This window comes from Ralstonia insidiosa, from assembly GCF_008801405.1.
Classification (GTDB): Bacteria; Pseudomonadota; Gammaproteobacteria; order Burkholderiales; family Burkholderiaceae; genus Ralstonia; species Ralstonia insidiosa.
In genome coordinates, this window is sequence record NZ_VZPV01000002.1 from 66,774 (window position 1) to 80,524 (window position 13,751).

The 13,751-nt window shown below is 64.7% G+C and carries 13 protein-coding genes; 6 read left to right on the forward strand and 7 right to left on the reverse strand.

Going from position 1 to position 13,751, the window contains the following annotated elements:
* Window positions 1-60 precede the first annotated feature (60 nt).
* From F7R11_RS17035 to F7R11_RS17060, 6 genes are all read left to right on the forward strand, one after another.
* Window positions 61-1,401 carry an MFS transporter gene (locus tag F7R11_RS17035; protein WP_064806806.1) on the forward strand — a complete coding sequence of 447 codons (1,341 nt, stop codon included), beginning with the start codon at window positions 61-63 and terminating at the stop codon, window positions 1,399-1,401.
* Between the two features lie 134 nt (window positions 1,402-1,535).
* On the forward strand, window positions 1,536-2,516 hold the full coding sequence (locus F7R11_RS17040) for a quinone oxidoreductase family protein (protein WP_064806804.1): 981 nt from the start codon (window positions 1,536-1,538) through the stop codon (window positions 2,514-2,516).
* A 9-nt stretch (window positions 2,517-2,525) separates the two neighbouring features.
* Window positions 2,526-3,374: a TauD/TfdA dioxygenase family protein gene (locus F7R11_RS17045; RefSeq protein WP_064806802.1), complete on the forward strand. Its 849-nt coding sequence runs from the start codon at window positions 2,526-2,528 to the stop codon at window positions 3,372-3,374.
* A gap of 68 nt (window positions 3,375-3,442) precedes the next feature.
* A complete protein-coding gene (locus F7R11_RS17050; protein WP_064806800.1) occupies window positions 3,443-4,576 on the forward strand; it encodes a porin in 1,134 nt (377 codons plus the stop codon).
* Between the two features lie 100 nt (window positions 4,577-4,676).
* Window positions 4,677-5,249: an RBBP9/YdeN family alpha/beta hydrolase gene (locus F7R11_RS17055; protein ID WP_064806798.1), complete on the forward strand. Its 573-nt coding sequence runs from the start codon at window positions 4,677-4,679 to the stop codon at window positions 5,247-5,249.
* A gap of 13 nt (window positions 5,250-5,262) precedes the next feature.
* Window positions 5,263-5,577 (forward strand): Rieske (2Fe-2S) protein, encoded by a 315-nt coding sequence (locus F7R11_RS17060; protein WP_064806796.1) that lies wholly within the window; start codon window positions 5,263-5,265, stop codon window positions 5,575-5,577.
* A 21-nt stretch (window positions 5,578-5,598) separates the two neighbouring features.
* On the opposite strand, the gene F7R11_RS17065 is transcribed toward F7R11_RS17060, so the two are convergent.
* The 7 genes from F7R11_RS17065 to nirD all read right to left on the reverse strand — a co-directional run bounded on the left by F7R11_RS17065 (window position 5,599) and on the right by nirD (window position 13,739).
* A complete protein-coding gene (locus tag F7R11_RS17065) occupies window positions 5,599-6,978 on the reverse strand; it encodes an MATE family efflux transporter (protein WP_064806794.1) in 1,380 nt (459 codons plus the stop codon).
* Complete coding sequence (locus F7R11_RS17070; RefSeq protein ID WP_064806792.1) at window positions 6,975-7,598, reverse strand: DUF2239 family protein; 624 nt, start codon at window positions 7,596-7,598, stop codon at window positions 6,975-6,977. Before F7R11_RS17070 ends, F7R11_RS17065 begins: the two co-directional genes overlap by 4 nt.
* Window positions 7,599-7,809: 211 nt before the next feature.
* Complete coding sequence (locus F7R11_RS17075) at window positions 7,810-8,616, reverse strand: fused MFS/spermidine synthase (RefSeq protein ID WP_064806790.1); 807 nt, start codon at window positions 8,614-8,616, stop codon at window positions 7,810-7,812.
* Window positions 8,617-8,660: 44 nt separating this feature from the next.
* Entirely contained in the window at window positions 8,661-9,119 is a 459-nt protein-coding gene (locus tag F7R11_RS17080) for a YkgJ family cysteine cluster protein (protein ID WP_315853997.1), read from the reverse strand.
* Between the two features lie 15 nt (window positions 9,120-9,134).
* Window positions 9,135-11,882, reverse strand: a complete 2,748-nt coding sequence (locus F7R11_RS17085; RefSeq protein ID WP_064806788.1) for a nitrate reductase — start codon at window positions 11,880-11,882, stop codon at window positions 9,135-9,137.
* Window positions 11,883-12,171: 289 nt separating this feature from the next.
* On the reverse strand, window positions 12,172-13,404 hold the full coding sequence (locus tag F7R11_RS17095) for an NAD(P)/FAD-dependent oxidoreductase (protein WP_064806786.1): 1,233 nt from the start codon (window positions 13,402-13,404) through the stop codon (window positions 12,172-12,174).
* On the reverse strand, window positions 13,401-13,739 hold the full coding sequence (nirD, locus tag F7R11_RS17100; protein WP_064806783.1) for a nitrite reductase small subunit NirD: 339 nt from the start codon (window positions 13,737-13,739) through the stop codon (window positions 13,401-13,403). Before nirD ends, F7R11_RS17095 begins: the two co-directional genes overlap by 4 nt.
* Between the last annotated feature and the right edge of the window lie 12 nt (window positions 13,740-13,751).

Sequence of the window (13,751 nt, forward strand, 5' to 3'; positions counted from 1 at the left end):
ACTTTCACCGGGCCCAACACAGGCGGCGCTCAACGCAAGCGCCGCCACTCGGAGACAACCATGAATCTGCATGCTGCCGACCAGCACACAGGTGACCACGACGGCTACCTCGTCAGCCGACCCCAGGCGTGGTTTGCGTTTGCGATGACTTTTGCACTGATGCTGTTCGACTACATCGACCGGCAAGTCATCGTGTCGCTGTTCCCGCATCTGAAGACGGCGTGGTCGCTGTCGGACAAGCAGTTGGGTGCGCTGGTGTCTGTCATCTCCATCGTGGTGGCGGTGGGCGGGCTGCCGGTGGCACTGCTGGCCGACCGCTTCAGCCGCGTCAAAAGCATCGTCGTCATGGCGACGGTGTGGAGCTTGGCGACGATCTCCTGCATGTTCACGCGCAACTATGCGCAGCTCTTTGCGGCGCGGGCCATGGTGGGCGTGGGCGAAACGGGCTATGGCTCGGTGGGCGCGGCGCTCATCGCCAGCCTCTTTCCCAAGCGCCTGCGTGCCACGTTGATGGGCGCCTTCTTTGCGGCAGCATCCGTGGGCTCGGTGCTGGGTGTATTGCTCGGCGGTGTGATCGCGGCGCGCTGGGGCTGGCAGGCAGCCTTTGGCGTGGTGGGCGTGCCGGGGTTGCTGCTGGCACTGCTCTACGTGTTTGTGCCGGACTACAAGACAGTGGCGATGGCACCCGGTGCGGCGCAGGCTCGGCAGTCGGCTGGCACGCTCCTGCAACGCGTGGCTGGAGCACTCACCACTTCACGCACGCTGTGGTGGACCTGCCTGGGCGCGGCCTTCCAGCTGATCGTCGTGTCGACCATCTGGTCGTGGTTGCCGAGTTATCTGAACCGCTACCACGGCACACCGACGGACCGTGCAGCCATGCAGGCAGCGCTGGTGGTGCTGTGCGGCGCGCTAGGGGCCTTCGTGTGGGGCGTGGTGGCCGACCTGGTGGCGGCACGCCGTCAGCGCAACCGGCTGATTGCCGTGGCGGTGCTGGCCATCGTGACGCTGCTTGTGTTCATGACGGCTTTCGGCACGACCATGCCGGCCAACCAGCAATTCCTGCTGATCGCCTTCGGTGGCTTCCTGATGACGTGCACGGTGGCGCCAGCCTCCAGCGTGGTGTTCGACGTGGTCCACCCGGGTGTTCGCTCCACAGGGGCTGCGGTGCTCTCGCTGTTCCAGAACCTGTTCGGCCTGGCGATCGGCCCGTTCGTGGGTGGCGCCATGTCCGACGCGTGGGGCCTGCAGACCGCACTGGCTGTCATGCCGATCTTCGGTGTGGCGGCGGCTGGCTGCTTCTTGCTGGCTGCGCGCAGCTACGAGGCCGAACTGCAACGCGTGGCCAGCGTGCAAGTGGATGCAGCGCCGGCCCTCAGCCCCTCTGCGGTTGCCTCTGCATGAGCACCTAGCCCGACTTAACCGCGCGTCGCCTCCCGAGGCACCTCCATCCCCTCTCCGCTTTGACCGCGGCTCGCCCAGCGAGCCGCGCAGGCGGCGCGCACCCAAAAACATCTGAGAAACACCAGGAGACACACATGGCAACAGCAGTCCGCTTCCACGAAACCGGCGGCCCCGAAGTCTTGCGCTGCGAGACCGTCGAAGTCGGCCGCCCTGGCCCCGGCCAGGTCCGCCTGCGCCACGAGGCCGTCGGCCTGAACTTTGCCGATACCTACTTCCGCTCTGGCCTGTATCCGGTGCCGTTGCCCGCCGGCATGGGTGTTGAAGCGGCAGGCATTGTCGAGGCCGTGGGTGATGACGTGACCAACGTCGCCGTGGGCGACCGCGTGACCTACACCGGCTTCGTCAACACGCTGGGCGCCTACAGCACCGAGCGCCTGATCCCCGCCGCACCGCTCATCAAGCTGCCCGATGCCATCGCCTGCGAAACCGCCGCCGCCATGACCATGCGCGGCCTGACCTCGGCCTACCTGCTGCGTCGCATCTATCCGTTTGCCAAGGGCGATACGGTGCTGCTGCACGCGGCTGCAGGGGGCGTGGGGCTGATCGTTTCGCAGTGGGCCAAGCTGCTCGGGCTGACGGTGATCGGCACGGTGTCGAGCGAAGCCAAGGCGGACATCGCCCGCGCACATGGCTGTGACCACGTCATCAACTACACACATGAAGACGTCGCCAAGCGCGTGCGCGAGCTGACCGACGGCGTGGGCGTCAACGTGGTGTTTGACAGCGTGGGCAAGGCCACCTTTGATGCGTCGCTCGATTCGCTCAAGCGGCGCGGGCTCATGGTGTGCGTGGGCACGGCCTCGGGCCCGATCCCGCCGTTCAATCCGCAACTACTGGCGATGAAGGGCTCGCTGTACATGACGCGTCCGGCGCTGGCGGATTACATCGCTGATCCAGCGGAGAAAGCGGCGCTTGCCGGCGAACTGTTCGACCACGTCGCCGCCGGCCGCATCCGCATCGAAATCCACCAGCGCTACGCATTGCAAGACGCCGTGCAGGCCCACCGCGATCTGGAAGCACGCAAGACGACCGGCTCGTCGGTCTTCGTCATCTGAGGCACCGCCATGCGAGTCGAACAACTGACCAACGCGCTGGGCGCAGAACTCATCGGCGTGCAACTGGCCGATGCCATTGAAGACCACGGCTTGTTCAATGAGATCCGCACCGCGCTGCTCAAGCACCGCGTGGTCTTCCTGCGCGATCAGGATTTAAGCCGCGCGCAGCACGTCGCCTTTGCCCGCCGCTTTGGCGATCTGGAGGACCACCCCGTCGCCGGCAGCGATCCGGAACACCCTGGCCTCGTGCGCATCTACAAGACGCCCGATCACCCGAACGACCGCTACGAAAATTGCTGGCACTCCGACACGACATGGCGTGAGGCACCGCAGTTTGGCGCCGTGCTGCGTTGTGTGGAATGCCCACCCGTGGGCGGCGACACCATGTGGGCCAACATGGCGCTGGCCTACGACAAGCTGCCGGATAACGTGAAGCGCGAGATTGCCGACCTGCGCGCGCGCCACAGCATCGAAGCGAGCTTTGGTGCGGTCATGCCGATCGAGAAGCGCCTCGCGCTCAAAGCGCAGTATCCCGATCCGGAACACCCGGTGGTGCGCACCCACCCCGAGACCGGCGAGAAGGTGCTGTACGTGAACGGCTTCACCACGCACTTCACGAACTACCACACGCCTGCACGCGTGCGCTATGGGCAGGACGCCACCAACGGCGCTTCAGAGCTGCTGCGCTACCTGATCAGCCAGGCGTACATCCCCGAATACCAGGTGCGCTGGCGCTGGAAGCCGAACAGCGTGGCCATCTGGGACAACACCGCCACGCAACACTACGCGGTCATGGATTACCCGCCGTGCCACCGGAAGATGGAGCGCGCCGGGATCATCGGCAGCAAGCCGTTCTAACGACCTCCGGGGCGCTTGGTACACCCAACGCACCCGGCGGCGACCACACCAAGAGGAGACCCTGCAACATGAAGAAGAAACACATCGCCCCCTTTGCGCTGCTGGCCTGCGCGGGCGCAGCCAGCGCACAATCCGGCGTCACGCTGTATGGCGTGGTGGACACCAACATCGAATATGCGACGAACTTGCCCGGCGCCACCCCGGGCAGTTCGGGCAATCGCGTGTCGATGCAGAGCGGTGGCCTGTCGGGCTCGCGCTGGGGCATGCGCGGGGTGGAAGACCTGGGCGGCGGCCTGAGTGCGCTGTTCGTGCTGGAGAGCGGCTTTGCGAGCGACACCGGGCAATCGCAGCAAGGGGGCCGCCTGTTCGGCCGCCAGGCTTACGTGGGGCTGAAGAGCAGCACGGTGGGGCAGTTCACGTTCGGGCGCCAGTACACCACGCTGTTCCAGTTGCTCGCCAACTTCGAGCCGATGGCGTATTCCACGCAATATGAACCGGCGGCCGTGCAGACTGGCGTCAATTTCCGCTCGGACAACACTGCCATGTATACCGGCACCTTTGGCCCCGTCACCGCACAGGTGCACTGGTCATTTGGCACCGGCGCGCCCAGCGCCAACCCCACGGGCGGCGGCAATGGCGAGGTACCCGGCCAACCCCGGCGCGACAGCGGCTACGGTGCGGGTGTGGCGTACTCCGCTGGCCCGCTGGGCGCCACGCTGGCCTACGACCAATACAACCCGAGCGTGGCACTGGGCGGCGGCGCCTTCAGCTCGGGCACTGTGCGCAAGGCCGCGCTGGCCGGCAGCTACCTGTTCGGCGATGTCATCAAGGTCATGGGCGGCTACCGGTGGGGCCAGAACAAGAACGCCAACGGCAGCGTGGCGCTGCGTGATGACTACTACTGGGCCGGCGTGAACTACCAGGCGACCAACGCGCTGACGCTCTCGCTCGAATACTCGTACCAGAAGATCAAGACCATCAACAGCGCGCCCTCCACGCAGGCCAATCCGTGGCAAGTCGCGTTCATTGCCGACTACACCCTTTCCAAGCGCACCGACCTGTACCTGACCACGGCCTACGCCCGCAACGCAGGGCTGGCTCTGGACCAGGCCTCGGTGGATCTGAACGCCACCGGTTACGGCTTGGCCACCGGCAAGACCAGCATGATCGGCGCGGCTGTGGGCATCCGTCACAAGTTCTGAACGACCTACACCACGGGAGGCGGTTGCCGCCGTCTCCCCGGTCGGCATTCGAGGAGGGCGACCTCCTCGTTTTTTTTTTCTCACCCTACGTTTTCTGGCGATGCAAACTCACACCACTCCGACGATCCTCATGGTGCCCGGCCTGCGAGACCATGTGCCCGATCACTGGCAGACACTGCTGCAAGCCGCGCTCCAGGCCAAGGGATACCGGGCAGACTCGGTGCCGCCGCTGGAGGCCGACAAACTCAGTTGCGCGGCGCGCGTGGCGGCGTTGGACAAAGCGGTCTCGGCCATCGATGGGCCCGTGATTCTGGTGGCACACAGCGCAGGTGTGATGATCACCGTGCATTGGGCGCAGCGTCACGCACGCAGCATTCATGGTGCGCTGCTTGCCACGCCGGCTGATCTGGATACACCGCTGCCGGCGGGCTATCCCACACACGACGTGTTGCAGAAGAACGGCTGGCTACCCTGCCCACGTCGTCCGTTACCGTTCCCGAGCATCGTCGCGGCCAGCCGCAACGACCCGCTGGCATCGTACGAGCGCATCGCGGGCATGGCCGCCGACTGGGGCAGCCGGCTGGTCGATCTGGGGGATGTTGGGCACCTGAACCCGGCAGCCGGATTTGGGCCGTGGCCGGAAGCGCATGCCCTCATCGATGCCTTGCGCTGAACCGGAGAGCGACATGCCACGCGCTGTTTCGATTCCCGCGACGGAGCTACCGCCGGGTCAGCGCAGGCTGGTGTTCGTAGAGGGCCGCAGCGTCGTGCTGTTCAACATCGATGGCACGGTCTACGCCATCGACAACACATGCCCGCATCAAGGGGCATCGCTGGCCGGTGGAAAGCTGGAAGGCACGTGGCTGCAATGTCCGGCGCACGGGCTGCACTTCGATTTGGCTGCGAGCGATACAGCCGCGCTGTGCCTCAAGCATTTTCCGGTCAGCACGGCTGACGGCATGCTGACCGTCAGGCTGGAAGACTCGCCACACACAACATAGCGCGGTGCGGCGAGCACAGCATCACACCATGCGGCGAATACCAAAGCGCTGCGCGCGGCGCCGCCACACCAAACCGTAGTACGCCCCCTGCATCACGAACATGGCGATGAACGCAGCGGGATACGCCGCCCAGATGCCATCGGTGCCGATGTGCCGGCTCAGCATCCACGCCACCGGCACTTCCACCGCCGCAATGGCAACGATGGAGATGGCCGTGGGCGCCATCACCGTGCCGCTGGCGCGCATCACGCCCGAGAACACACTCGCCATACCAAAGATGACGGAGCTCCACAGCGAGATATGCAGCAGGCTCTGGGCCAGGCTCATCACTTCCGTGTTGGTGGTGAACCAGCCGATCACCGAGCGCGAGAACAGCAGCGCCAACACCACCAGCAGCCCGGTGATCGCCACGTTGAGCATTAGCCCGGTACGCGTGATGGCATCGAGCCGGTCCGTATTGCCTGAGCCAATGGCCTGGGCGCCCAGGATCGACGCGGTAATGGCGATCGACATGGCCGGGAACTGCACGTAGCTGATGATCTGCGTGCCGGCGCCGTAGGCGGCCGTGGCATCCGAGCCGAAGCTGTTGACGAACGACAGCAGCGCCAGCTCGGCAATCGAGATCACCACAAGCTGAACGCCCGTCGGCACGCCGATCTTCAGGACGGTTTTGAGCACACCAAGATCGACCCACAGATGCCGCGCCAGTACCGCATCCGGCGCGAGCGGATGGTTGCGGCGGCGCAGGAAGAACGCCAGCCACACCAACGCGATCGTGAACGAGATGATGGTTGCCACAGCACCGCTGGCCACACCCAGCTGCGGCAAACCAAACCAGCCGCGAATAAACGTTGGCGTCAGCACCAGGCCAATCGACGTGGACAGCGCCAGCGTACGCAACGGCGTGCGCGTGTCGCCCACACCCCGCATCATCGCCGTGGCCAGCAGGTAGACGAACAAGCCCGGCATGGCGTAGAGCATGACGCTGGCGTAGAGCGTGGCGTCTTGCAAGATGTCGGCTGGCGTGCCGAGCCAGCCGAGCAGCGCGTGCGCGAACGGGCCCCCCAGCAGCGCCACGGCCAAGCCCACGGCAAAACCCACCGACAGCGTGGTGCCCGCCACGGTCTTCATCGCCTCCGGCTTCTTGGCGCCCCACGCTTGGCCAATCAGCACCGCCGCGCCCGAACCCAGCCCGATGATGAAAGCGATGAAGAAAAACAGGATCGGGAAGAACGCCGACACCGCTGCCAGTGCCTTCACACCCAGCATGTGCCCGACGTACACGTTATTGAGCGTGCCCGACAACGATTGCAGGATGTTGGCCAGAATCAGCGGCCCGAGAAAGGCCACGAAGGTCCGCCACAGCGGGCGGGGTGTCGGTACTGCGGAAGGTGCCGTCATGCAGCCGCCTCTTCTTGTGAGTGGGTATCGAACGCGGCGCGCGCCAGCTTATGCGCGAAGTCGCGCACGTCGGCAGGCCACGTTTGGGTAAGGGATTGGAATGCACCGGCATCGCCTGCGAACAACGCGCGCGTGGCCTCTTCAAAGCCTGCGGCATTGCCGGCCATGGCCGCCATGAAGCGGTAGGCCGCCTCCTGTGCAGCGCGGCGACGGTCTGCGCCTTCGGTCGCGCGGCGCGCGTCTTCCACCAGCTTGCGCAAGGTGACGGACGCCCCGCCTGGCTGCGCGGCCAGCCAGTCCCAGTGACGCGGTAATAGCGTCACCTCCCGGGCAATCACGCCAAGTTTGGGACGGCCGGGGCCGCGCGGGCGGCACTCCGTATCAGCGAGCGCTGGCGCGGTCGACCTCGTGCGATCGAGTCGCGCGAGCACGTCATCCAGTGTGCCGCGCAGGTCGAGTTCCACGGGCTGCGCGGTTGCGTTGTCGAAGACGAGAACTTGGGAGTCGGGGTGCGCGTCGAGGTGCGCTTTGACCGCTAGGGCGACATCACGGACGGGCCCGCCGGCCAGGCGTCGGGTGCCGGCAAAGGCCGTGCACGCGTGGATTGCTGTGGCATCCATGGGAATGTGCTCCTGCTGCGAATTTCAACAGGAACGTATTCTACCCGGGTTTAATTGAGAATCAATATTATCCGGGTGGAAAGTATCGACAAGCCCCACCCCTGCCCCCAGCGAGCAAAGGAATCCCGGAATCCAAGCCTTGTTGGTAGCCCACACATGGGGCATGAGATCGCAATCGATCCGGCTGACTCCGCTCTCGTCAGCCAGCCGGTCAGTTCACCCGCGCTTGCCAAGACCTGCGATCCAACACGGGCCGCTCGCGCTGCTTCAGGTGACGCGCTGCCGAGCACAAGTCCAGCACGTGCTCTGCTTCCAGACTCCGGGCACGCGTGAGCAACGTGTTTGACGAGGGAAGCTTCCCTTTCCAGGCCACCAGCGTGTAGTTGCCACCATCCTCGGAAAGCCAGATGGAGAATGACTCGCCAAACACCGAACGCACTTCGTCCAGGTAGAAGGGAATATCGGGGTCTGTTTCCAGAAAATTGGCGACCAGCACACCGTTGTCAGCAAGCCGCGCGCGACACGCCGCATAGAAGTCCGCCGTGCCAAGTTGCGCGGGCATGCCGCACGCCAGGAAGCCGTCCACCAAAATGACATCCGGGTGCGCTTCCCGGCCTTTGACGTATTCCACGCCATCGGCGCAGATCACTTCGAAGCGGCCGTCATCCGGCGGAATCTGGAATGCATCGCGCAGGGCGATCACTGCCGGATCAATCTCAATGGCCGCGACGTGGGTGTCGGGAAGATGGTGGTAGCAATATTTGGCCAGCGATCCGCCGCCCAAGCCGATGATCGAGATCCGAGCCGGCGCCGGCTGCAGGAGCAAAAAGCTCATCATCGTGCGGGTATAGCCGAGCACCAGCTTGTTGGGCGCGTTACGGAACATGAGGCTCTGTATCGCGGATTCATCGAATTGGAGCGACACAATGTGGCCCGACTCCAGCACCATGGGCGCGCCGTCGGCGGCGTCTACAGGGAATGTCAGGTCGGTATCAAGGAGGGGGTCGAAGGCGTCCATCCGCGCATTCTATTGCGTGAGGCCGTTAGAACTGGCTCACGTTCTCAGACCAGTACGTGACGTGTTTCGACAAAGAAGCGCTGAATCTGCTGTTCAACGTCCGGATCGATCATCTGGTCCGGCCGCTTTCCATTTGGACAAGCAAGCCTCGGTGTCGTCCCAAACAAGCGGCAGATCAAGGGGCGTTCCAGATACACACTGCATCCCTTGGCATCAAGATGCGGGCAACTCAGGTTTGCCAATGCCGCTTCGTGTTCGGCATCGCTCTTGACGGGAAGCCTCGACATCTCTTCCGTTGAGGTGGTCACCGGGCCACAGCAATCATGACAGCCGGGGATGCACTCAAAGGCTGGGATGCGTGAGCGAAAAAATCTGATCTTTTGACTATGCATTGGCGAACGTATCCGGGACTCGACCAGACGAGATGATAAGGCGTTGCCCCGATGCGGTACCGGCATCGAAAAAAGGGCTGCGGTTGCCGTCCCATCTTTTCGATGACACATCTTGCTGCCGTGACATCACGCCGCCTCTTCCGTCAGCACACGCGCCTCCACCAACAGCCGCTTGAGCTCCGGCACGCAGGAGCCGCAATTGCCGCCGGCTTTCAGGCAGGCCGTGATTTCGCCGGTTGAGCTCAGCCCCTGAGTGCGGATGGCATCGCAGATGGTGTTGCGGCCAACGCCAAAGCACGAGCACACGGTCGGGCCCACATCCGCGCCGGCTTCGATCGGTTGGCCGAGCAGTACGCTTGCCCGGTCGAGATCTTCCAGGTTCTCCTGCGCAAAGAGGCCCGCCAGCCAGTTGCGCGATGGCAGGTCCGGCCGCGGCGAGAGAAACACACAGGCTTCGATACGGTCGTCCACCACATGCACCGCGCGATAGACGCGCGCCGTGGCGTCTTCGTATTCGAGCCAGTCGGCATGCGGGTCATCCACGCTGAGCAGCTTGCGCGCCCAGTCATGCAAGTTACCGAGTGGCTGGCGGCCGGCCAGTTCATACCGCACGAATTGTTTGCCCTGGATGCGCGTCCACCACGTTGCGTCATCGGTATCCAGCCCGCGGCGCGAGAGCACAAAGCCATGCCATGCCACGTCAAACGGCTCCACCATCACCGGCGTGTGCTTGAACTCGGGTTCGCCGGAAACGGGATCGACCTCCGGATTGACGACCGCACCGACGCGCGCATCGGAGGCGAACTGGCCGTTCCAGTGGATCGGTACGAACACGCTGCCGCGCGCAATGCCGCCCGTCATGCGCACGCGTGCCACCACACTGCCCCAACGCGAGGACACGCGCGCCAGGTTGCCCTCGCGCACGCCGGCCAGCAGCGCGTCGTGCGGGTGCAGATCGACAAACGGTTCGGGCACGTGGTCCGCCAGCTTGGGCGCGCGGCCGGTGCGTGTCATGGTGTGCCACTGGTCGCGCACGCGGCCGGTGTTGAGGATGAGCGGGTACTCGCCATCCGCCGCATGCGCTGGTGCGCGGGCCGACGTGGGTACGAAGCGCGCGCGACCATCGGCATAAGCGAAACGGCCATCGCTGAAGAGGCGCGCCTCGCTGCTACCGGAAAGCGTCACCGGCCATTGTGTCGGCACCATGCTGTCGTACGCATCGGCGTCGAGCCCGGTCAAGCCGCCAAGGTGGAAGGCACGGCGTACACCGCTTGCATCGTTGGCGTACGCGGACAGGCGTGCGTGTTCGTCGAACACATCGTGCGGGCTCTTGAAGTCGAAGCCGTCGTAGCCCATGCGGCGGGCAACGTCGGCAATGATGTCCCAGTCGGCACGCGCCTCGCCGGGCGCTGGCAGGAAGGCGCGCTGGCGCGAGATGCGGCGCTCGGAGTTCGTCACCGTGCCGTCTTTCTCGCCCCAGCCGAGCGCGGGCAGCACGATGTCGGCCAGCACGGTGGTATCGGTGGCTTCCACGATGTCAGAGGCGACAACCAGTTCGCACTTGGCCAGCGCACGGCGCGCCTGGTCGGCATCGGGCAGGCTGACCACGGGGTTGGTGCCGATGATCCACACGGCCTTTACGCGCCCGTCTTCAATGGCGTTGAACAGGTCGACCGCCTTCAGGCCCACCTTGTCGGCCATGCGGGGCGCGTTCCAGAACGTCTGCACCAAGTCACGATGCGCAGGCTCGTTCAGCTCCATGTGCGCGGCCAGCATGTTAGCGAGGCCGCCCACCTCGCGCCCGCCCATCGCATTCGGCTGGCCGGTAATCGAGAACGGCCCCATGCCCGCACGCCCTATACGGCCGGTCAGCAGATGGCAGTTGATGATGCTGTTGACCTTGTCGGTGCCCGCGCTGGATTGATTGACGCCCATCGAAAATGCCGTGATGGTCCGTTCTGTGTTGGCAAACCAGCTGTAGAACGTGAGCAGATCGTCGAGCTTGAGTTTGCAGGCCTTGGCGACGGCTTCAACGTCTTCGCTCTCGGTGCCGGCGGCTTGCAGTGCAGCGTCGGGGCCGTTGGTGTGCAGCGTGACGAAGTTGCGGTCCACCACGCCGCGTCGCGAGAGGAATGACAGCAGGCCGTTGAACAGCCGAACATCCGTACCGGGCTTGATGGGCAGGTGCAGATCCGCCAGTTCGCACGTGGCGGTGTGGCGGGGGTCGACCACCACCACCTTCATCTCGGGCCGTGCTTCCTTGGCGCGCACGATGCGCTGGAACAGGATGGGGTGGCACCAGGCGGTGTTGGAGCCGACTAGCACGATCAGGTCTGCCGCTTCCAGATCGTCGTAGCAGACGGGCACAAGGTCTTCGCCAAACGCGCGCTTGTGCCCGGCCACGGCGGACGACATGCAGAGGCGTGAGTTGGTGTCGATGTTGGCCGTGCCGATGAAGCCCTTCATCAGCTTGTTGGCGACGTAATAATCCTCGGTCAGCAGTTGGCCGGAGACGTAGAGGGCGACGGCGTCGGGGCCGTGTTGGTCGATGATGCGGCGGAAGCCTTGGGCGACGGTGTTGAGGGCGGTATCCCATGACACGCGTTGCAGTGGGGCAATGGGTGCGTTCAGGTCATGCGAGCGCTTGCGCATGGCTGGGTGGAGCAGGCGGCCTTCTAGGCTGACGGTTTCGCCTAGTGCGGAGCCTTTTACGCATAGGCGGCCTGCGTTGGCGGGGTGGGTTGGGTCGCCTTGGATGCTGACGCTGCCATCTGCTTGCGGGGTTGCGAGCACGCCGCAGCCTACGCCGCAGTAGGGGCAGGTGGTGCGCACGGCGTTCGTTACTGGGTGGATGGGGATGGTTGTGATCGTCATCTCTGTATTGCTTTGCGTTTGTGGTGCATCCCTGGTTTCATCCCCTGCCGGGGCTGACTCACTTTCTTTGTCTTGCCAAAGAAAGTAAGCAAAGAAAGGCGCGCCCGAGATGGCGACCCATCCCTTGAATTTTCGTAACCGGGCGGGGAAGGAGGCAAACTCGCTTCGCTCAAACAGGCCTCCTTCCTTTTTCCGCCCGCTTACGAAAATTCAAGGCGCCATCTAGGGCATCAACGGCCACACCGTCTGTATGCAAGGGTGTCGCCGGTTTCGTGTCTTGCCTCTCTCACTAAGCGGCCTCCGCTTCGCACAGGGCGCGGCCGAATAGCAGTCGTTGGCGGATTGGGGTGATGGGGGTCTGGCGTTGGATCAGGTCGAAGTACCACGGGCCGTCGGCCACATCGCCGTACAGCACTGCGCCGACTACGCGGTCGTCTTTCAGGACGAGGCGCTTGTAGACGCCGCGGCGCGGGTCGCGCAGGACGATGTCTTCGGTGCCTTCGCCGCCGATGAAGTCGCCCGCGGAATACAGGTCGACTCCCGTGACTTTCAGCTTAGTCGCTGTGGCCTGTTGGATGTAGCGGCGGTGGCCAGCGCCTGCGAGGTGCGCGGCGCATACGCGGGCTTGGTCCCAGATGGGGGCGACGAGGCCGAACGTTGCGCTGCGGTGCTGCACGCATTCGCCTACTGCGTAGATGCGGGGGTCGTATGTTTGCAGCGTGTCGTCAACGATGATGGCGCGTTCGCAGTGCAGGCCGGCGGCCTTGGCGAGTTCGATGTTCGGGCGTACGCCGGCGGTCATGACGACGAGGTCGGCGGGGATTTGCGTGCTGTCTTTGAAGCGCACGGCTGTCACACGATCGGTGCCGAGCAATTCGGCCGTGTGGGCGCCGAGCAGGAAGCGCAGGCCTTTGGCCTCCAGTGCTTTCTGCAGCAACAGCGCGGCGGGCTTGTCGAGCTGGCGCTCCATCAGCGTGTCGGACAGGTGGACGACCGTCACGTCCATGCCCTGGCGCATCAGGCCGTTGGCGGCCTCCAGGCCGAGCAGGCCGCCGCCGATGACGACTGCATGTCGATGGTTGCGCGCGGCTTCCAGCATCGTCTCCACGTCTTGGATGTCGCGGAAGGCGATGACACCCGGCAGCAGGTGCCCCGGTACCGGCAGGATGAACGGCCGTGAGCCGGTGGCGATCAGGAGGCGGTCGTACTGCATTTCCACGCCGTCGCGCGAGCGCAGCGTGCGGCGCGGGCGGTCGATACTCACCACCGGGTCGCCCGCGTGCAGCGTGATGTGGTTCTGCACATACCACTCGCGCGTGTTGAGCATGATGTCGTCGACTTGCTTCTCACCTGCAAGCACCGGCGAGAGCAGGATGCGGTTGTAGTTGCCGTGCGGCTCTTCGCCAAACACGGTGATGTCGTACAGGTCCGGCGCCAGCTTGAGCAGCTCTTCGACCGTGCGCATGCCGGCCATGCCGTTGCCGATGACGACGAGCTTGGGGCGCGCGGTCCGGGCATTCATACAGCCACCCAGATACGTCCGTCTTCCACCTTCGTCGCGTACGCGTGCACCGAGTTGGCCGGCGCTTCCAGGCACTCCCCCGTCGCTAGGTCAAAGTGCTGCTTGTAGATTGGCGAGGCCACGACGATGCGTTCACCCAAGTTGCCGACCAACCCGCGCGAGAGCACGGCGGCATCGGAATTCGGGTCGTAGTTGCCGATGGCGTAGACCGGCTGCGGAGCGCCGCCCGCAACGTGGAACACGGCGACTTGCTCGCCCTCCACCAGCGCACACACGCCGGTGTTGGGCACGATGTCGTCCAGCGAGCAAACAGGGGTCCAGCGAGGTGCTTGCATGATGGGCTCCTC